This window comes from Mycobacterium sp. 20KCMC460 (assembly GCF_022179425.1).
Classification (GTDB): domain Bacteria; phylum Actinomycetota; class Actinomycetes; order Mycobacteriales; family Mycobacteriaceae; genus Mycobacterium; species Mycobacterium kiyosense.
Map to the genome: position 1 here is coordinate 810,789 of NZ_AP025524.1, position 19,615 is coordinate 830,403.

The 19,615-nt window shown below is 69.8% G+C and carries 14 protein-coding genes; 9 read left to right on the forward strand and 5 right to left on the reverse strand.

Annotation, left to right across the window (positions count from 1 at the left end; genetic code table 11):
- Positions 1-149: 149 nt before the first annotated feature.
- Positions 150-2,909, reverse strand: a complete 2,760-nt coding sequence (locus tag MKCMC460_RS31515) for a PE family protein (protein WP_289624954.1) — start codon at positions 2,907-2,909, stop codon at positions 150-152.
- 343 nt (positions 2,910-3,252) lie between these two features.
- Here MKCMC460_RS31515 and MKCMC460_RS03750 point away from each other — a divergent pair, with 343 nt between their 5' ends.
- Complete coding sequence (locus MKCMC460_RS03750) at positions 3,253-4,392, forward strand: CoA transferase (protein WP_236980157.1); 1,140 nt, start codon at positions 3,253-3,255, stop codon at positions 4,390-4,392.
- Positions 4,386-5,687: an amidohydrolase family protein gene (locus MKCMC460_RS03755; protein WP_238305316.1), complete on the forward strand. Its 1,302-nt coding sequence runs from the start codon at positions 4,386-4,388 to the stop codon at positions 5,685-5,687. The genes MKCMC460_RS03750 and MKCMC460_RS03755 overlap by 7 nt, the downstream gene beginning before the upstream one ends.
- Here MKCMC460_RS03755 and MKCMC460_RS03760 read toward each other — a convergent pair.
- A complete protein-coding gene (locus tag MKCMC460_RS03760; protein WP_238305317.1) occupies positions 5,672-6,580 on the reverse strand; it encodes an alpha/beta hydrolase in 909 nt (302 codons plus the stop codon). The genes MKCMC460_RS03755 and MKCMC460_RS03760 overlap by 16 nt on opposite strands.
- Before the next feature lie 387 nt (positions 6,581-6,967).
- Here MKCMC460_RS03760 and MKCMC460_RS03765 point away from each other — a divergent pair, with 387 nt between their 5' ends.
- The 6 genes from MKCMC460_RS03765 (at position 6,968) to MKCMC460_RS03790 (ending at position 14,554) form a co-directional block, all read left to right on the forward strand.
- Positions 6,968-8,167: an alpha/beta hydrolase gene (locus MKCMC460_RS03765; RefSeq protein WP_236980161.1), complete on the forward strand. Its 1,200-nt coding sequence runs from the start codon at positions 6,968-6,970 to the stop codon at positions 8,165-8,167.
- 43 nt (positions 8,168-8,210) lie between these two features.
- Positions 8,211-9,620 (forward strand): wax ester/triacylglycerol synthase family O-acyltransferase, encoded by a 1,410-nt coding sequence (locus tag MKCMC460_RS03770; protein ID WP_236980163.1) that lies wholly within the window; start codon positions 8,211-8,213, stop codon positions 9,618-9,620.
- Positions 9,621-9,679: 59 nt separating this feature from the next.
- The gene (locus MKCMC460_RS03775) at positions 9,680-10,456 is read left to right on the forward strand and encodes a crotonase/enoyl-CoA hydratase family protein (RefSeq protein WP_236980165.1); all 777 of its coding nucleotides are present in this window, start codon (positions 9,680-9,682) and stop codon (positions 10,454-10,456) included.
- A 230-nt stretch (positions 10,457-10,686) separates the two neighbouring features.
- Positions 10,687-12,180, forward strand: a complete 1,494-nt coding sequence (locus MKCMC460_RS03780; RefSeq protein ID WP_236980167.1) for a class I adenylate-forming enzyme family protein — start codon at positions 10,687-10,689, stop codon at positions 12,178-12,180.
- Entirely contained in the window at positions 12,177-12,473 is a 297-nt protein-coding gene (locus tag MKCMC460_RS03785; RefSeq protein ID WP_236980169.1) for a hypothetical protein, read from the forward strand. Before MKCMC460_RS03780 ends, MKCMC460_RS03785 begins: the two co-directional genes overlap by 4 nt.
- 272 nt (positions 12,474-12,745) lie before the next feature.
- Positions 12,746-14,554, forward strand: a complete 1,809-nt coding sequence (locus MKCMC460_RS03790; protein WP_236980170.1) for a PE family protein — start codon at positions 12,746-12,748, stop codon at positions 14,552-14,554.
- Between the two features lie 51 nt (positions 14,555-14,605).
- Here MKCMC460_RS03790 and MKCMC460_RS03795 read toward each other — a convergent pair whose 3' ends face one another.
- Together MKCMC460_RS03795 and MKCMC460_RS03800 are read right to left on the reverse strand one after the other, a co-directional pair.
- A complete protein-coding gene (locus MKCMC460_RS03795; RefSeq protein WP_236980172.1) occupies positions 14,606-16,072 on the reverse strand; it encodes a PE family protein in 1,467 nt (488 codons plus the stop codon).
- Positions 16,073-16,260: 188 nt separating this feature from the next.
- A complete protein-coding gene (locus MKCMC460_RS03800; protein WP_236980173.1) occupies positions 16,261-16,872 on the reverse strand; it encodes a TetR/AcrR family transcriptional regulator in 612 nt (203 codons plus the stop codon).
- Between the two features lie 303 nt (positions 16,873-17,175).
- Here MKCMC460_RS03800 and MKCMC460_RS03805 point away from each other — a divergent pair, with 303 nt between their 5' ends.
- Positions 17,176-17,955 (forward strand): crotonase/enoyl-CoA hydratase family protein, encoded by a 780-nt coding sequence (locus MKCMC460_RS03805; protein WP_236980175.1) that lies wholly within the window; start codon positions 17,176-17,178, stop codon positions 17,953-17,955.
- Positions 17,956-18,095: 140 nt separating this feature from the next.
- On the opposite strand, the gene MKCMC460_RS03810 is transcribed toward MKCMC460_RS03805, so the two are convergent.
- Positions 18,096-19,565: an aldehyde dehydrogenase gene (locus MKCMC460_RS03810; RefSeq protein ID WP_236980177.1), complete on the reverse strand. Its 1,470-nt coding sequence runs from the start codon at positions 19,563-19,565 to the stop codon at positions 18,096-18,098.
- Positions 19,566-19,615: the final 50 nt, after the last annotated feature.

Genomic DNA, 19,615 nt, shown 5'->3' on the forward strand with positions numbered 1-19,615 from the left:
TATCGGGAGATCGGTTCCGCCGGTTACCCGTGACCACTGGTACCGGATCGCGGGATTAACGGCCTAGTAAGGCCGACATCCACCGGCCAGCCGTGCGCGAACTGGCTGGCACCGTCACCCACTGGCTGCGGAACTTGCCTGGCTGGGTGTCAACCCGCCGGACCGGTTGACCCGTCCTGGCCGAAGAACCCGCCGTGGCCGGCGCCGCCACCGGTTCCGCCGGTTCCGGTGGGCGTCCCCTTGCCACCGGCGCCACCGGCGCCACCGTTACCACCGTTGCCGATGATGGTGGCGCTGCCGCCGTTACCTCCGCCGCCGCCGGGTCCACCGCTCAGGTTGTTCACGTTGTCGCCGCCGGCGCCGCCGGCGCCGCCGCTGCCGCCGCTGCCGAAGATGAATCCGCTGTTGCCGGCCGCACCGCCGTGGCCGCCGGCCGCGCCGACGCCGTTGACGCCACTGCCGGAGCCGCCCGCTCCGCCGCCGCCGCCCGACCCGCCGTCACCGAAGAGGATGAAGTTGCCGGCGCCGTTGCCGCCGGCACCGCCGGCACCGCCAACCGCCGTGGCCGATCCGATCCCACCGGCGCCGCCGTGTCCGCCGAGCGCACCGTTGCCCCAGATGAAGCCGGTGGCGCCGGCGCCGCCGCCCTGGCCACCACTGCCGGCCGCCGAGCCGGTGCCGGCGAGGCCGCCATTGCCGCCGCTGCCGCCTGCGCCGCCGCTGCCGAACAGCCACGCCCGGCCGCCGTTGCCGCCGGCACCGCCGAGGGCTCCGGTGCCCAGCGCGTTGCCGGTTCCACCGGTTCCGCCGCCGCCGCCGTGACCGCCGACGCCCCAGATCCACCCGGCGTCACCGCCGGCACCGCCAGCGCCGCCGGTACCGGAACCGGCGATGGTGACCAGGCCGTTGCCACCGGTGCCACCGGCACCGCCGAAGCCGAACAGAATGCCGGCGGTTCCGCCGTTACCGCCGCTCCAGCCGTTTCCGTCGGCCACCGTGGCCACCCCGTTGCTACCGGTGCCGCCGTGGCCGCCGCTGCCCAGCAGCCACGCTCGGCCGCCGTTACCCCCGTTGCCGGGGACTTCGACGCCGCCGTTGCCGCCGTGTCCGCCGTTGCCGAACAGCAGGCCGCCGTTGGCGCCGGCTCGGCCGGTGCCTCCGTCGCCGCCGTTGCCGATCAGCAGTCCGGCCCGGCCGGCGGTGCCGCCGATGACGCCGTTGCCACCATCACCGCCGCTGCCGAGCAGGTAGGAGTTACCGCCACCGCCGCCGATTCCGTTGCCGATTCCGTTGCCCAGTCCGCTGGAACCGGCGTTACCCCCGTCGCCGCCGCACCCGAGCAGGAATCCGGAGTTGCCGCCGTTGGCGCCGTTGCCGCCGAAGCCGCCGGTGCTGTTGCCGCCGCTGCCGCCGTGGCCGCCGTTGCCGATCAGCCAGGCGTTGCCGGCAGTTCCACCGTTGCCCGCGATCCCGTTGAGGAAGGTGGTCGAGCCGCCGTGGCCGCCGGAGCCGCCGGAGCCGAGCAGGATCCCGGCGTTTGCTCCGGCGCCACCGCCGCCGCCGTCGCCGGACACGCTGTTGCCGCCGCTGCCGCCGTGGCCGCCGCTGCCGAGCAGCCAGGCGTTGCCGCCGGCTCCGCCCGCGCCGCCCGAGCCGCTGCCGCCGAGGTTGGCGCCGCCGTTACCGCCGTGCCCGCCGCCGCCGAGCAGTAGACCGCCGCCGGCTCCTGCCCCGCCGGCCCCGCCGAAGCCGGCCATGCTGTTGCCGCCGGCTCCGCCCCAGCCGCCGAAGCCGAGCAGCCAGGCGGCCCCGCCGGCGCCACCGGCACCGGCATCGGCGCCGACGCTGGATCCGCCGGCTCCGCCCCAGCCGCCGACGCCGACCACAAACGAATTGCCGCCGATGCCGCCCGCGCCACCGGCTCCGGTTCCGCTGGCGTTTCCGCCCGCGCCACCTCCGCCGCCCCAGCCCAGCAGCGCGTTACCACCGTCACCGCCGGCGCCGGCAGCTCCGAGACCTGCGGCGTCGCCACCGTTGCCGCCGTATCCAGCACAGCCGAGCAAGCCGGCGTGGGCGCCGGCCCCGCCGATGCCGCCGGTTCCGGTGAGGCCGGCGTTGCCGCCGCTGCCGCCGGTCCCGCCGCCGCCATAGAGCAGCCCGCCGGCCCCGCCGTTGCCACCGGCGCCGCCATCCGCGCCCACGCTGGATCCACCGGCTCCGCCGGTTCCGCCGTAGCCGAGCAGTCGGGCGGCGCCACCGGCGCCGCCGTGTCCGCCTGCGCCCACACCGCCGGTGCTCGAGCCGCCCAAGCCGCCGGCGCCGCCGTTACCCCACAGCCAGCCGCCGTTGCCACCGGCGCCACCGGACCCTGCTGCCCCGTTCGCCGAGTTGCCGCCGGCGCCGCCGGCACCGCCGTGTCCGATCAGCCCGGCCGATCCGCCGGCGCCACCGTTCTGCCCGGTCCCGCCCGAGCCGCCGCTGCCGCCGTTGCCGTAGATGTAGCCGCCGGGTTGTCCGGCACCGCCCGTTCCGTCGACCCCGTTGGCGCCGTCACCGATCAGGGGGCGACCGAACAGGAAGTTGGTGGGGGCGTTGATCAGGTCGAGCAGCGGCTGCAGGGGGGTTGCGGCCGCGGCTTCTGCGGCCGCGTAGGACTGCGCGCCCGCCGCCATCGCCTGGGTGAACTGCGTGTGGAACGCCGCGGCCTGACCGCTGATGGCCTGGTAAGCCTGCCCGTGGCTGCCGAACAGCGCCGCAATGGCGGTCGACACCTCGTCCTGGGCCGCGGCCAGCAGGCCGGTGGTCGACGCGGCCGCGGCCGCGTTCGCTGTTTCCAGCGACGTGCCGATAACGGCGAGGTTTGACGCCGCGGCGGTCAGCACGTCGGGCGCTGCAATTAAGTACGACATCGGGAACCGTCCACTAACTAGGTCACGACCTCAGAGGTCTTGACATGTCCCCCGGTCATGCTGATTGGCACAAGCCGATACTGACGATAACTCGACTCGGCCCAAAACAGACTAACTTTCACTCAAATAGTGATGAAATCATCCAAACGGTCTCTTGCGGCAGCTCAACCCTGCACCTGATTAGGCCTAGCGCGGGCATCTTCTGCGGCATGGCATCGGTTTCGGTTCTCCCCGAACCGAGTGACGGCGATCGGCCTCCCGGTCACGACAAGCGCCAGGTGAGCACCCTGACGGCGGCCCACCCGCCTGAGTCGTGGCCGATCATGCGCGCAACCATGGAGGAGTGAGTTCGCAGCAGGCCGCCTGGGGCAGTAGTGGGCTGGCCTACCTGACGGGTCGGCCCGACGGCGCCCCCGACTTCTGCCGCGCCGGTGTACTCGAGCGCGCCGCCCGGATTGTCCCCGACGCGGCTGTCCTGCTCGCCGGCCGGGCCGGGTTGCTGGGTCTGACCCGCGGTGGTCGCGTGTCGGCCGGCGGCGCCTCCCGGCTACTGCAGGCCCGTGACGGCTGGTGTGCCATCACGTTGTCCCGCGCCGACGATGTCGCTGTGCTGCCCGCGCTGTTGTGCGAAGACGAGGTGCCCGACGACCCCTGGCCGGTGCTGCAGCGCTGGGTGGCGACGCGGGCGTCGACCGAGATACTCGATCGGGCCGAACTGCTCGACATCCCCGCCGCCGCCCTCGGGGAGGCCGCCGCGGCACCGCCGCGGATTCGCCGGATGGCCCCGCGGGGTCCGGTGCGCAGCACGGCCGGTTTGCTGGTGGCCGATCTGTCCTCGATGTGGGCCGGTCCGCTGTGCGGGTACCTGCTGGCCCGGGCGGGCGCCACCGTCGTGAAGGTGGAAAGCCCTGTCCGGCCCGACGGCACCCGCGCCGGCGACAGCGCCTTCTTCGACTGGATCAACGCGGGCAAGCTGTCCTGCTGCCTGGATTTCGACGGGCACGCCGACGAACTGCGCGCGCTGCTGACGGCCGCCGACGTGGTGATCGAAGCGTCCCGCCCGGACGGGCTGGCGCGCCGCCGGCTCGGCCCCGAGGATCTCGAGCCGCGGCCCGGTCGGGTCTGGCTGCGGATCCGCGGTCACGTTTCACGGCGGCCGGCGTTCGGCGACGACGCCGCCGTGGCCGGCGGTTTGGTCGGCCGCGGTCCGGTGTTCTGCGGCGATGCGATCGCCGACCCGCTGGCCGGGCTGGAAGCATTCGGCGTGGTGTGCGAATCGTTGGAGCGCGGCGGTGGTGAGCTGATCGAGGTGTGCATGGCCGCCGTCGCCGCGACGTACGCCGCGCTGCCCGCCGGCCCGGCGGTCGCGCCGGTCGAGGCGCCCGCGCCGTCTCCACCGCTGGTCGCCGGGAAGGCCGCCGCCTTGGGCGCCGACAACGAGGCGGTGCGCCGCTTGGTCGCGAACCGACGCTGCCCATGTTGATTCAGCGGGCCACGCTGCTGGACGGGTGCGGCGTCGATATCCGGGTCGGCGCGCGGATCGAGGAGGTGGGCCAGCGCTTGGCGCCGCGACGCGGGGAGGGCGTGCTGGACGCCGGCGGCGGCACGGTGCTGCCCGGATTGCACGACCACCACGTGCACCTGCGTTCGGCGGCCTCCGCGCTGGATTCGCTGTCGGTTGGTCCGCCTGCCGTGTTCACCGAAGAGCAACTCCGACAAGCACTTTCGTCTGCGGTGCCCGGGCCGGACGGTTGGATTCGCGCTGTCGGCTATCACGAGTCGGTGGCCGGGGAGCTGAACCGGGCCACCTTGGATGCGGTACTGGCCAACGTTCCGGTGCGCATTCAGCACCGCAGCGGCGCGCTGTGGATGCTCAACTCCGCTGCGCTGGGGCGGGTGGGTCTGGCCGCGCATCCTGACGGGCGGCTGCGCAGCGCGGACCCGTGGTCGGAGGCGCTGCAGCGGCGCGAAACCGATCTCGCCGAACTAAGTCGGCGCATCACCGCGACCGGTGTCACCGGAGTCACCGACGCCACCCCGGATATCGATGCGGCAGAACTGATCTCGCTGATGATGGCGCACCGCAGCGGCGAATTCCGGCCCGGCATCCGGTTGTTGTCGCCGGGCAAGAGGATTCTGCACGACGACGGCCTGGATCTGGATGCGCTGGCTGAGTGGATCGCGCAACGGCACGCGCTGGGGCAGCCGGTCGCCGTGCACTGCGTGACAGCCGCCCAGCTGGTGGTGACGATCGCGGCGTTGCGCGTGGCCGGCAGCCATCCGTTCGATCGGATCGAGCACGCCGCCGTCGTCGCCGACGACAATGTTGCCGACTTGGCCGAGCTGGGTGTCACCGTGGTGACCCAGCCCAACTTCGTCGCCGAGCGGGGGGACCAGTACCTGACCGACGTGCCGGCCCACGAACACGACCAGCTGTGGCGGGTCGCGTCGTTGCTGGATGCTCAGATCCCGGTCGCGTTGTCGACGGACATGCCGTTCGGACACGGCGACCCGTGGGCGGCGATGCGGGCCGCGGTTTCTCGCACCACGCGCAGTGGCGCCGTGTTGAATGCGAGCGAATGTGTCTCGGGGCGAACGGCTTTGACGATGTTTCTGGGCTGGCCGGATCGCCCGGACCGGCCGCGCACGGTGGAGATCGGGGAGCCGGGCGATTTGTGTGTGCTTTCCGAACCGCCCGCGGTGGTGCTGGCAGAACTGGATGCCGGACTGGTGGCGGCCACCGTGATCAGGGGCGAACTCGTCTACTTCGCCATGTGACCGAACAGGGCCGGTCGCAGCGCGTCGCACTGCATCCCGAAAAACTGTTGCGAGACACCGGCTTTGGAGGCCACCAGGTCGAAGCCGTGAAACGCGCCCGGGATCGTCTCGAGTTGGCAGGGCACTCCGGCTTCGGTGAGCCGGCGCGCGTATTCGACGTCTTCGTCGTGAAACAGGTCGTGGGTGCCGACGCCGATCCACGCCGGCGGCAGCCCGCTCAGATCGGTGCGGCGCGCCGGGACTGCGCGAGTGGGGTCGGCGTTGCCCAGATAGGAGGTCCAGCCGAACCGGTTGGCCGCCGGGTCCCACAGCCGGAAGTTCGGGTCGGCCGGCGCCGCGGAGCTGCGGTCGTCGAGCATCGGGTAGACCAGCAGCTGAAAGGCGGGCGTGAGTTCGCCGCGGTCGCGGGCCAGCAGCGCCAGCGCCGCCGCCAGGCCGCCGCCCGCGCTGGCTCCCCCGATGGCGACCCGGTCGCGGTCCACTGCGGGCAACGCGGCCAGCCACTCGAGCACCGCGTAGCAGTCCTCGAGGGGAGCGGGGTAGGGGTGCTCGGGGGCCAGCCGATATTCCACTGACGCCACGGTGATCCCCAGTCTGCTGCTAAAACGCAGGCACAGCTGGTCGTCCTGTTGCGCCGAACCCAGCACGTAGCCGCCGCCGTGGATCCATAGCATCGCCGGGCCCGGCTCGAGCGCCTCGGTGGGCCGGTACAGCCGCGCGCCGGCGCCGGACGGCAGGGTGAGGACCTCGACGTCTTTCGGGGTCCGGCCCAGCCGGGTTTGCAGTCCCATCACGGCACGTATCAGCGGCAACGTGCGGGGGCTGGCCAGCCGCTTCGGGGCAAACCGGGCGATGCGGCGCAGATCGGGGTGGACGTCGGCGTTGGCTGCCATCGGACCAGTATCCAAGTTGCCCGCCGGCGGCTTCTCAAGGGGTGGTCGGCCGCCGTACCTAAGTCCGAATATTGTTCTAAATCAACGTATTTCGATGTGTAAGATGGGTGAAGCCCGCCATGGAAGCTCAAAACTGCTGGGCTGCAACAGGTTTAGATGAAATCACCGGAAGTTTCGGGGTCCGGCCCGCCTGCGCCGAGCCGGAGCGGCTTCAGACCTGGACGGATCCCCACCCGGGATCACCCCAGTAGCAAACACCGAAATGATCCCTGAGCATGCATCGGTCAACCCCCCGGCAAGCCCAGTACAACGAGTTTTCGGACTGGGGGCACGCAACCGCGAGATATTGCTGGGTTATTACCCGTCAGTAGGGGTACGCTCCCCTGCATGACGTCGACTGGACAGTCCAAATCCTGCGTCAAGTGGATGTTGCGGGCTGGTCCCGCGGACTACCTGCTGGCACTGAGTCGCGCGGGGGCAGCGCTGCCGGTCATCGGCAAGCACCTGGAACCGCTGGGCACCGTCACCGCGATGAGCGTGTGGGGGATGCGCTTCGCTCCCGAACTGGTGACCGCCACCGCCAAGGGGCGGTTCGCCCCGGGCAGCGGCGAGGTGCGCCGGCGCGAGCGGGACAGCACCAACGACGTCTCGATCGCGGCGCTGCGCGGAACCGTCTCTCCGGAGGAGCTGGACCTGGAGTGGCCGGCGGCCGACCGCCGGCCACCGTTCTGGGAAGCGCTGCGCCGCAGCAAGTATCTGCACCGCCGCGGCGTGCACTACGGCGACCACCCCGCGCAGACGCTGGATGTGTGGCGGCGTAAGGACCTGCCCGCCGAACCCGCTCCGGTGTTGGTGTTCGTGCCCGGTGGGGCCTGGGTACACGGCAGCACCGTCATGCAGGGCACCGCGCTGATGTCGCGGCTGGCCGAGCAGGGCTGGGTGTGCCTGGCGATCAATTACCGGGTCTCACCGCACAACCGCTGGCCGCGGCACATCACCGACGTCAAGACCGCCATCGCCTGGGCGCGGGCCAATGTCGACAAGTTCGGTGGCGACCGCAGTTTCGTCGCGGTCGCGGGCTGCTCGGCCGGCGGGCACCTGGCCGCGTTGGCCGGCCTCACCGACGACGACCCGGCCCATCAGGCGCGGCTGCCCGAGGGCGCCGACAGCTCGGTCGACGCCGTGGTCGGCATCTACGGCCGGTACTGCTGGGAAGACCGCTCCACGCCCGAGCGGGAACGGTTCGTCCAGTTCCTGGAGCGGGTGGTGGTGCAGCGTTCGATCGACCGCAACCCCGACGTGTTCCGCGACGCCTCTCCGATGGCGCGGGTGCACCGAAATGCGCCGCCGTTCTTGGTGATTCACGGCAGCCGGGACAGTGTGATCCCGGTGGCGCAGGCGCGCAGCTTCGTCGAGCGGCTGCGGTCGGTGTCCGCGTCGCTGGTCAACTATGTGGAGCTGCCCGGCGCCGGTCACGGCTTCGACATGACCGACGGCCCCCGGGCCGGCGCGATGGCCCACGCCACCGCCCTGTTCCTCAACCAGGTGCACCGCACCCGGACACAGTTCGCCAAAGAGGTCATCTGATAACCGGCCGCTTGTAAGGTCGCGCTATGGCTAGGGAACTGCGGTGAAACGGCTCACCGGCTGGGACGCGGTACTGCTGTACAGCGAGACGCCCAATGTGCACATGCACACCGTCAAGGTCGCCGTCATCGAGTTGGACGCGGCCAGGCGGGGATTCACCATCGACGCGTTCCGCGAGGTCATCAAGGGCCGGATGGACAAGCTGGTCCCGCTCGGCTATCAGCTGATCGACGTGCCGTACAAGTTCCACCACCCGATGTGGCGGGAGAACTGCGAGATCGACTTCGAGTATCACGTCCGGCCGTGGCGGGTGCCGGCGCCGGGCGGCCGTCGCGAGCTCGACGGGGCGGTCGGGCAGATCGCCAGCACGCCGCTGGACCGTGCCCGTCCGCTGTGGGAGATGTACTTCGTCGAGGGTCTGGCCAACGACCGGATCGCGGTGGTGCTCAAGATCCATCACGCGCTGGCCGACGGCGTCGCATCGGCGAATCTGATGGCCCACGGCATGGATTTGATGCCGACGCCGCAGTCCGAGTCCTACCAACCCGATCCCGCTCCCACCAAGCGCGAGTTGATGAGCACGGCGTTCGTCGACCACATGCGGCACATCAAGCGGATCCCGGGAACGCTCGCCTACACCGCGCAGGGCATCGGCCGGGTGCGACGCAGTTCGCGCAAGCTGTCACCGGAGCTCACCCGCCCGATCGAGCCACCGCCGTCGTTCATGAACCACATGCTCACCCCGGAACGCAGGTTCGCCACCGCGACGCTGGCGCTGGCCGACGTCAAGGAGACCGGCAAGAAGCTCGGCGCGACGATCAACGACATGGTGCTGGCCATGTCCAGCGGTGCGCTGCGCACCCTGTTGTTGCGCTACGACGGCAAGGCCGAGGCGCTGCTGGCCTCGGTGCCGGTGGCCTACGACTTCTCCCCGGAACGCATCTCCGGCAACCATTTCAGCGGGATGATGGTCACAATTCCGACCGACGTGGACGACCCGCTGAAAAGGGTGCAGGCCGCGCACGACAGTGCGGTCTCGGCCAAGGAGAGCCACCAGTTGCTGGGGCCGGAACTGATCAGCCGGTGGGCCGCGTATTGGCCGCCGCGTGCGACCGAGGCCATGTTCCGGTGGCTGTCCAGCCGCGACGGGCAGAACAAGGTGCTGAACCTGAACATCTCCAACGTCCCGGGTCCCCGCGAGCGCGGCCGGGTGGGCGGCGCGCTGGTCACCGAGATCTATTCGGTGGGCCCGCTGACCGCGGGCAGCGGCTTGAACATCACCGTGTGGAGTTACGTCGACCAGCTCAACATCTCGGTGCTTACCGACGGCGCGACGGTCGATGACCCGCACGAGGTGACCGCGGCGATGATCGCCGACTTCGTCGAAATACGCAGGGCGGCAGGTCTTTCCGAGGAGTTGACGGTGGTCCCGGAGGCGATGGCTCAAGCCTGAGCGGGCTTTACACGCACCGGCCGGTTCGTCACGCGGGGTGGCGGCTAACATCTCCCCTTGTGAGCGACGAAGCTACCGAACCCGAGGTCCTGGTCGAACAGCGTGACCGGATCCTGGTCATCACCATCAACCGTCCCAAGGCCAAGAACGCGGTCAATTCCGCGGTGGCTCATGGGCTCGCCGACGCCATGGACCGACTCGACGGCGACGCCGGCCTGTCGGTGGCCGTCCTGACCGGAGCCGGTGGCTCGTTCTGCGCGGGCATGGACCTCAAGGCCTTCGCCCGCGGCGAGCTGCCCATCGTCGAGGGCCGCGGCATGGGGTTCACCGAGCGTCCGCCGGAGAAGCCACTCATCGCCGCGGTGGAGGGTTACGCGCTGGCCGGTGGCACCGAGCTGGCGCTGGCCACGGATTTGATTGTGGCAGCCAAGGATTCGGCGTTCGGCATCCCGGAGGTCAAGCGCGGCCTGGTGGCCGGCGGCGGGGGACTGCTACGGCTGCCCGAGCGCATCCCGTACGCCATTGCCATGGAGCTGGCGCTGACCGGTGACAACCTGTCCGCCGAACGCGCCCACGAGCTGGGTCTGGTGAACGTGCTCGCCGAACCGGGCGAGGTGCTGGACGCCGCGCTGAAGCTGGCCGAGAAGATCGCCGCCAACGGCCCGCTTGCGGTGGCCGCGAGCAAGAAGATCATCGTGGAGTCCCGCGGTTGGAGCCGCGACACCATGTTCGCCGAGCAGATCAAGATCCTGGGTCCGGTGTTCGCCTCCAACGACGCCAAGGAGGGCGCGATCGCGTTCGCCGAGAAGCGCCCGGCGCGCTGGACCGGCACCTGATCCGACAACACCGGCCGTCGTCGCGCCGTCGGGATTCCTGATCTGCTCACCGCCACACTGGCCGCCGCGCACCGGCTAACGGTGGTTCACTACGACGCCGGCTTGGTCGGGGCCTTCGATCATCGGTGGGTGCTGCCCCGAGGCAGCATCTGAGCATCATCTAGACTAAGTTGCTAGTTACACTATGGCCAGGATTTGTAAAGGGTCGGGGATCCCGGAGGGGATTTGATTTGAGCATTTCGTTGCTGCTCGAGATGGCTGCGTCGAGCAACCCGGACCGCATCGCAGTCGTCACCGACGATCTGCGGCTGACCACCCAGCAGCTCAGTGACCTCGCCGACGGCGGAGCCGGAGTGATCGCCGCCTCGGGCGCCCGGCACGTCGTGTACGTCGGTACCGGCGGCACCATGTTGCCGCTGCTCATTTTCGCCACCGCCCGCGCCGGCCTGGCCTTCACCCCGATCAACTACCGGCTGTCCGGCGAGGGCATCGGGGCCCTGATCGAGCGGCTGCCCGAACCGCTGGTGGTCGTCGACGACCGCTACCGCGACATGGTCGCCGGCTCAGCCAAGCACCTGATGACCTCCGACGAATTCCTGACCGCCGCCAACACCGCCGAGCCGGCCGCGGAATTTCCCGACCCGGACGCGGTGGCCGTCGTGCTGTTCACCTCGGGCACCACGTCGCAGCCCAAGGCCGTCGAGCTCTCGCACAACAATCTGACCAGTTATGTCACCGGCACCGTCGAATTCGATTCGGCCGCACCGCAAGACGCCGCGCTGATCTGTGTACCGCCGTATCACGTAGCCGGAGTCGGCGCGGCACTGTCCAACCTGTACGCCGGGCGCAAGATGGTCTATCTGCCCAATTTCGATGCGCAGGAATGGGTCCGGTTGATCGAGGCCGAGCACGTCACGACGGCGACCGTGGTGCCGACCATGCTGGACCGCATCGTCACGGTGCTCGAGTCGGGCGAGCATCGGCTGCCGTCGCTGCGCAACCTGGCCTACGGCGGCTCGAAAGTGCCGCTGCCGCTGGTCCGCCGGGCTCTCGAGTTGTTGCCGCATGTGGGTTTCGTCAACGCCTACGGGCTGACCGAGACCAGTTCGACGATCGCCGTGCTGACCCCCGACGACCACCGGGCGGCACACACTGCGGCCGACGCCGCCGCCGCCCGGCGACTGGGATCGGTCGGCCAACCGGTGCCCGGCATTGAGCTGCAGGTCCGTGACGAGGACGGCAACGTGCTGGGGCCGGGGGAGACCGGTGAGCTGTTCGTGCGCGGCGAGCAGGTGTCGGGTCGCTACACCGGGATCGGCTCGGTGCTCGACGAGCAGGGCTGGTTTCCCACCCGGGACATCGCCATGCTGGACGAGGACGGCTTCCTGTTCATCGGCGGACGCAGCGACGACACCATCATCCGCGGCGGGGAGAACATCGCACCCGCCGAGCTGGAAGAGGTGCTGATCGAGCACTCCCATGTCCGCGACGTGGCGGTGGTCGGTGTCGACGATCCGCAGTGGGGCCAGGCGATCGTGGCCGTGGTGGTGCCTGCCGTGGGTATCGACCCCGATCCCGAGGAACTGCGCGAACATGTGCGCAAGAGTTTGCGGGGGTCGCGTACCCCCGACCGAGTAGTGTTTCGCGACGAGCTGCCCACCACCCCGACCGGCAAAGTGCTGCGGCGGGAGATCATCGAGGGGCTGAAGGGACTGCACGCATGATCAAGAACGGAACCCGTCTCGCCAGCCAGGTGTGTGACACCCAGATCATCGTTGTCCGCAGCGCGGACAGCCTCGACGACCTGCGCTGCGGCGGTGCGCCGATGGTGGAGATGGGCGCCGAGCGTTCCGGCGAGCTGGACCCCGCTTTCGCCGACGGCAGCGTGATGGGCAAGCGCTACGTCGACGAGTCGGGTGCCGAGGTGCTGGTCACCAAGCCGGGCGCGGGCTCGTTGAGTGTCGGGGACATCAAGCTGACCCTCAAAGAGGTCAAGCCGCTGCCGGCCAGCGACTGAGAATTACAGCGCGGGTCCGCTAGGCCCGTCTTCCCCGGGGAGGCCCAGGAGCAGCCCGCCGTTGCCACCGGCGCCACCTGCCCCCGTTCCGGACGGTGGGAGCCACCGTCCTTCCGCCGCCGGGTGGGCGGTCGGCTGCATCCTCGCCGCAGATTTCGGGCCGGTAAACGAAGGAATAAATCTAATCTGCCTTCGGATCCGGAAGGTTCGTTTTACGCTCAGCTCAGTGGCACTGACTCTGGGTGGCTCGCAATGAAGCGAGGGAGGCGGACATGTCCTACGTTGTCGCGGCAACGGACCTGCTGGAAGCGGCAGCATCGGATCTGGCAGGAATCCATTCCGTGCTGGGCGAAGCGGCGGCCGCAGCGGTAGTCCCGACTACGGGAGTCGTGCCCGCTGCTGCTGACGAGGTTTCGGCCGCCCTGGCCGCGCTGTTCGGCAACTTCGGCCGGCAATTCCAGATGATGAGTGCTCAGGCGCAGAGCTTCCACGCGCAGTTCGTCGCGATGCTGAACTCCGGCGCCGGCGCCTACATCAGCGCCGAGATCGCCAATGCCGAGCAGGCTATCGCCAACGCGGTGATTGCGCCGGTGCAGTCACTGCTCGCGGGCGCCGGCTCGCTGGGTTCGGCGGCATCCAGCGGCAACGGACTGCTGGGCGGGCTCATCGGGGCGACGAGCGGCAGCGGCACGGTGGGCTCGCTACTCGGCGGTGTGACCAGCAGCACCGGCGGTCTGACCGGCGTCAGCACCGGCCTGGGCACCGGCCTCGGCGGAGTGTTGAGCGGCGTCACCGCGAGTACCGGGGGTCTGGGCGGCCTCACCGCGGGTCTCGGCAGCGTGGGCAGCACCATCAGCAGCGCCGTGGGCGGATTGACCGGGGCCAGCACGGGTTTGGGTGGGCTGCTCGGTGGCGCCACCCCCTTGAGTGGGCTGCTGGGCGGCCTGACCGGCGGCACCGGCAACATCGGGTCGCTGCTGGGCAACCTGGGTGGCGGCTTGAACGGGGTCGTCGCCTCGCTGGGCGGCTCGCTGGGTGCGCTCGGGAACATCGGTTCGGTCACCGGTTTCCTGAATTCGGTCCCCGGCCTGCTGGGCACGGTCAACAACCTCGGTGCGCTCGGGGCCAACCTGCAGACGACGTTGGCCAGCCTGCTGCCCGGGCTGCCGACTTCGCTTACCGGCCTTGAGAATTCGTTGTCCGGTCTGGTGAACTCGCTGCTGCCCAACCTGGTCAACGTCAACTTCGGCAATGCCGGTCCGGTGTTCACCGGCTTGTTCGGGCCCTACAACCAGTTGGTCTACAACACGGTGACCAACCTGCAGGCGCTCGGCGCCGACTGGCTGGCCGACCCCTTCCCGTTCCTGCGCCAGTTCCTGGCTAACCAGGCGGGCTACGGCCAAACCATCCTGACCGCGCTGCAGACCGGAAACTTCGCGCCGGTGTCGGCGATCCCCGGCAAGATCGCGACCAACTTCGGCAACGTGGTGCACACGCTCACCGACATGTCCGTCACGCCGACCATCGAGGTGCTCACCAGTGGTGGCGCGCCGCTGGCGGTGAACAACATGATCGGGTTGCCGCTGGTGGCGGGCGCGGCGGTGATCGGTCCACCGACCGCCGCATTCCAGGCGGCCCAGGCGGCCGGCGCCGCGTTCACCAGTGCGGTGCAGGCCGGCAATGGCGCGGCAGCGTTCGCCGCCGCGTTCGGGTTCCCGGCGACGGTTTTGGACGGCTTTCTCAACGGACATGCCGTCTTCCCGTACTCGCTGAACTTGGGGCAAATCGCCATTCCGGCAGTGAACTTGTTTGGGATAAACCTGCCATCGATTGTCAACGCCACCGCGGTGGCGAATCTCCCGCTCGACGGCTTGCTCGTGCAACCCGGCTACTACCCCATATCGGTGACTCTTTCGACGCTCGCGGCTCCGATCGTGCCGATCACCTCCGTCGATATCGGCGCCGGCGGTACACCCTTCAGCGGACTGCTGCAGCTCCTGATCAACTACGCACCGCAGCAATTGGCCGTGGCGATCGGCGCGCCCACGTCGCCGCCGCCGCTCATCTCGATCCCGATCTGAGGCCGACCCCCGGACGGCACGGGCCGCAGAGGCGGCTACCTTCGGGGCCTCTCACGGCCCCTGCCGACCGTCGGTTCCGGGCACTCCGAGTATCAGGCCTCCGGCGCCGCCGGTACCGCCGGCAGTGTTGAAGCCGCTACCGCCGTTGCCGCCGTTGCCGATGAATTGCGCGTCTCCGCCGTTACCGCCCGCCGCTGTCAGCAGCCCGATGCCACCGGCGCCGCCTGCTCCGCCGCTGCCGATGATGGCCCCGTTGCCGCCCCGGCCACCAGCTCCTCCCTTGGCCGCGGCTTGGCCGCCATCGCCGGCGTCGCCGCCGCTGCCGATCAGGCCAATAGCGTTGCCGCCGGCGCCACCGTTGCCGCCGGTGTTGTCGACGCCGGTGGCTGATTGGCCACCCGTGCCGCCATGACCGCCGTCGCCGAACAGGCTGCCCCCAGTGCCGCCGTTGCCGCCGTTGCCGCCGATGACGCCCAAGGTGTTGGCGGTGGCCGCACCCCCGGCACCACCTGCGCCGCCGTTGCCGACCGCGCCCGCCGCTCCGCCGTTGCCGCCGTTTCCGCCACCCGCGCCGGCCCCGCCGTTGCCGCCGTTGCCGCTCAACATTCCGCCGGCCCCGCCGTTGCCACCGTTGCCCTTGTAGTGGCTCAGGCTGTTAAGGGCGCCCGCGCCGCCGTTGCCACCGTTGCCGCCGTTGCCGTTGATCAGTCCGCCGTGCCCACCGTCGCCGCCGCTGCCGCCGTATCCGCGTTCCAGCGCGCTGCCGCCGTCGCCGCCCGCCCCACCGGTGCCGAACAACCCGCCGGCATCTCCGCCGGCGCCGCCCTGTCCAGCGGCGACGTGACCGGTGCTGTTGAGGTTGACGCCGCCGACACCGCCGGCACCACCGTTGCCGAACAGCAGCCCGCCGGCCCCTCCGGCGCCACCAGCGCCGGGGAAGAAGTTGACGTTGGCGGATGTCCCGCCGGCCCCGCCGGCGCCACCGTGGCCGATCAATCCGGCGGCGCCGCCGTTGCCACCATTGCCGGCCGCGGAAGTGGCGGTCGCGGGTGTGCCGGATCCACCGTTGCCGCCGTTGCCCCACAGCAGGCCGCCGGGGCCCCCGTTTTGCCCGGTGCCCGCAACGCCGTTGGTGCCGTTGCCGATCAGGGGGCGGCCCAACAGTGCCTGGGTGGGTGCGTTGATCGCGGCGAGTATCTGCTGCTGCAGCAGCTGCCACGGGTTGGCGGCGGCCGCGGCATTGGCCGCTTCGGCGGCGGCGTAGGCGCCGCCGGCCGCGTTCAGGGCCTGCACGAATTGTTGGTGAAACACTACGGCTTGGGCGCTCAGCGCCTGGTAGGCCGCCGCGTGCTCGCCGAACAGCGCAGAGATGGCCACCGATATCTCGTCGGCGGCGGCGGCCAGGATGCCCGTGGTCGGTGCCGCCGCGGCCGCTCCGGCCTCGGCGACCGCCTCGCGGAGGGTTGCTAAATCCGTTGCAGCCGTGCCGATCACGTCAGGAATCGCGGAGACGAACATGCTTAACCCCCAGCTTTGCGGCCTGAGTGTGGCCCGTGTGGCCGCAGCGCGGGGCGATCATCCAGCGACGTGATCGCCCTCACAGCTTAACCAGATCCGCAAGGCTTCACAGGGTATTCCCAGTTAATTGTGCGTATCGAGCAACAAACGCGTGTTGCCGGCGGAGATCCAGTCCTCAGACCGGGAGCTTACGGCTGATCGATCTTATTGCGAGCAACGAATTCCCTTGCCTTGACCAGGAATTCGAGTTGTTCCCCGACGTCTCGCAACGGTCCCACGCTGCGCGTGGAGCGGCACAACATGATCGCGCCTTCCAAAGCGGCGATCGACGTCACCGCCAGAGATGCCGCGTCGCGCCCGTCGAAGCCGTCGGCGACGAACGCGCGTGTCATGGCCGCACACCAGCGGCCCAGGATGTCGCCGGCCTCGGTCTTGAGTTCGAGTTCTTCGTCGGCCGAGCCGAGTGCGGCCGCCGCGACGGGGCAGCCGGCGGTGAAGTCACCCTCGGTCAGTTGGCGTTCCCAGTGCTCGACGAATTCGCGGATCAGGGCCCGTGCGCCGCGGTCGGCGGCCCGGTCGATGACGGTGGTGATGGTGTCGCCCGAGTAGCGCAGCGCCTCGGCCAGGATCTGGTTGCGTCCGTCGGGGAAGTGGTAATACACCGACCCGCGCGGCGCGCCGCTGCGGGCGAGCACCGAATCGATGGTGACCCCGGCGGCGCCACGCTCCCGCATCACCTGGGCTGCGCTGACCACCATCTTGTCCCTGGTGCCGCCGCGCTTGGTGGAGACGGATGTCATGCCGCGTGCGAGGGCTCGGGAGTGGATCCGGTGAGTGGGAAGTGCTGCTCGCGCGGACGAAGTCGACTTCGACGCGGCTCGGGAATCTCACGCGTGAAACGGAGGCCGGCGATATTGAACTCGATGACCCACATTGGTCTCTCCTGGCGCTTCGCACAGGCCTGGGACGCGCCTGTGAATATGTTAAGAAGCATATTCGACGGATGGTTAGTAAGCAAACGCTCGCTGGGCACTTGTGATCTAGACCACCTAGGTAATTATGCAATATTGCATAATTCATACCTTTGGGGTTCACTCACCCGTATGACCACGGTGACCCTGGAGCGGGACGGCCACGTCCTGCTGATCGGCCTGAACCGGCCGCACAAGCGCAATTCCTTCAACCGCGAGATGCTGGCCGACCTGTCTCGCGCCTACGCGGTACTGGAATCCGACGACGAGTTGCGCGCCGGTGTGCTGTTCGCCCACGGCGACCATTTCACCGCCGGTCTGGACCTGATCGACGTGGCGCCCGGCATAGCCGCGGGGGAATCCGTTCAGCCCGCGGACGGCCGAGACCCCTTCCGGTTGGACGGCCCCTGGCAGACCCCGTTGATCGCCGTCGCGCACGGTTGGTGCATGACGCTGGGCATCGAACTGCTGCTGGCCGCCGACATCCGCATCGCCGCCGCCGGCACCCGGTTCACCCAGCTGGAGGTGCAGCGCGGCATCTATCCGTTCGGCGGCGCCACGATCCGGCTGCCCCGCGAGGCGGGGTGGGGGAACGCCATGCGCTGGCTGCTCACCGGCGACGAGTTCGACGCCGCCGAGGCTTACCGTCTCGGGCTGGTCCAGGAAGTCGCCGACGACGCGGCGACCGCGCAGGCCCGGGCCCGCGAGATCGCCGCCACCATCGCCGAACGCGCCGCCCCGCTGGGGGTGCGGGCCACGCTGGCCTCGGCGCATCTGGCGCGTACTCGGGGTGAGGCCGCGGCGATCGAACGGCTGCGGCCGGCCGCGGCCGAACTGTTCGCCAGCGCCGATGCCGCCGAGGGTGTGCAGTCGTTCGTCGAGCGCCGACAGGCTAGGTTCCAGGGCCGCTAGGCCCGTTCACCCCGCCGCCAGCCCCCGCTCAGCCGGCCTCGAGTCCCGCCGACTGCGAACTAGACGACGCTCAATCGGCGTGTCGCGCAGCACAATTCACACTCGGCGGCCAGAAACCGGCTACGGCAACCAGAAACGAGTTACTCGACCGTGTAACCCATCGGCATCAGCACGCTCTTCTGCTGGGTGAAGTGCTCGACACCCTCGGGTCCGTTCTCCCGGCCGATGCCCGAGTTCTTGTACCCGCCGAACGGGCAGCACGGGTCGAACGCGTACCAGTTGATCGCGTAGGTCCCGGTGCGGATCTGCTCGGAGATCTTGATGCCGCGCGGCACGTCGGTGGTCCACACGCTGCCGGCCAGGCCGTACACCGAGTCATTGGCGATCTTGATCGCGTCCTCTTCGGTGTCATAAGGGATGATGCTCAGCACCGGCCCGAAGATCTCCTCCTGGGCGATCGTCATCTTGTTGTCGACGTCGGCGAAAACCGTTGGCTGCACAAAGAATCCGTTGTCCAGGCCCTCGGGACGGCCGCCGCCGCAGACCAGCCGCGCGCCTTCCTCGATGCCCTTGGCGATGTAACCCTCGACCCGTTCGCGCTGCTTCTCCGAGATCAGCGAGCCGATCTGGGCGGCCGGGTCCGACGGCGGCCCCACCGGCAGTGCCTGCACGAAAGCGCTTACCGCGTCCACGATTTCGTCGTAGCGCGACCGCGGCGCCAGGATGCGGGTCTGGCCCACGCAGGCCTGTCCGGTGTTCATGATCCCGGAGAACACCATCATCGGGACGGCGGCGGCCAGGTCGACGTCCTCGAGCACGATGGCCGCCGACTTCCCGCCCAGCTCCAGGGTGCACGGCTTGAGCATGTCGGCGGCGCGCTTGCCGATCTCCTTGCCGACCGACGAGCTGCCGGTGAAGGTGAACAGGTCGACATCGGGGTTGGAGGTCAGCGCCTGCCCGGTCTCGATGCCGCCGGGCACCACCGACAGCACGCCCTCGGGCAGCCCGGCGTCGGCGAACACTTCAGCCAAAGCGTTTGTGGTCAAAGGGGTTTCGGCGGCCGGCTTGAGCACCACGGTGCAGCCGGCCAGCAGCGCCGGACCCAGCTTGTTGACCGCCAGGAACAGCGGCACGTTCCACGCCACGATCGCGCCCACCACGCCGATCGGTTCGCGGTGCACGATGGTCTGCCCGTAGGAGCCGTTGCGGATCTCGCGCCACTTGACCTGGTCGACGGCGGGGCCGGCGAAGAAGCTCATCGCCCCCATCGAACCCATCCAGTGCATCGTCTCGATGGTCATCGGCGGCTGCCCGGTCTCGTCGGCGAGCAGCTTGGCGAACAGCTCCTTGCGCTCCTCGAGCAGCTGCTGTGCCTTGGCGAGGACGGCAGCACGCTCCTGGGGCGGCATCGTCGGCCAGGGACCGTTGTCGAACGCGGCGCGCGCCGCGGCGACGGCCGCGTCCACGTCGGCCGGCGCGGCCAACGGCACCTTGCCGACGTACTCGCCGGTGGCCGGGCAGTGCACCTCGATGACCTGGTCGGTCGACGGCTCGACCCACTTGCCGCCGATGAAGAGTTTGTCGTACTCCGTCGTGTCGCTCTTGGTCATATTCCGCGGATCCTCCTCATTGCTCCGCCCTGCATCGTCGCCGGCGGACT

Excerpts from the sequence above, each read along its gene's own strand:
- MKCMC460_RS31515 (WP_289624954.1), bottom strand. The coding sequence starts at position 2,909 with ATGTCGTACTTAATTGCAGCGCCCGACGTGCTGACCGCCGCGGCGTCA.
- MKCMC460_RS03755 (WP_238305316.1), top strand. The coding sequence starts at position 4,386 with ATGTTGATTCAGCGGGCCACGCTGCTGGACGGGTGCGGCGTCGATATC.
- MKCMC460_RS03760 (WP_238305317.1), bottom strand. The coding sequence starts at position 6,580 with ATGGCAGCCAACGCCGACGTCCACCCCGATCTGCGCCGCATCGCCCGG.
- MKCMC460_RS03765 (WP_236980161.1), top strand. The coding sequence starts at position 6,968 with ATGACGTCGACTGGACAGTCCAAATCCTGCGTCAAGTGGATGTTGCGG.
- MKCMC460_RS03785 (WP_236980169.1), top strand. The coding sequence starts at position 12,177 with ATGATCAAGAACGGAACCCGTCTCGCCAGCCAGGTGTGTGACACCCAG.
- MKCMC460_RS03790 (WP_236980170.1), top strand. The coding sequence starts at position 12,746 with ATGTCCTACGTTGTCGCGGCAACGGACCTGCTGGAAGCGGCAGCATCG.
- MKCMC460_RS03795 (WP_236980172.1), bottom strand. The coding sequence starts at position 16,072 with ATGTTCGTCTCCGCGATTCCTGACGTGATCGGCACGGCTGCAACGGAT.
- MKCMC460_RS03800 (WP_236980173.1), bottom strand. The coding sequence starts at position 16,872 with ATGACATCCGTCTCCACCAAGCGCGGCGGCACCAGGGACAAGATGGTG.
- MKCMC460_RS03805 (WP_236980175.1), top strand. The coding sequence starts at position 17,176 with ATGACCACGGTGACCCTGGAGCGGGACGGCCACGTCCTGCTGATCGGC.
- MKCMC460_RS03810 (WP_236980177.1), bottom strand. The coding sequence starts at position 19,565 with ATGACCAAGAGCGACACGACGGAGTACGACAAACTCTTCATCGGCGGC.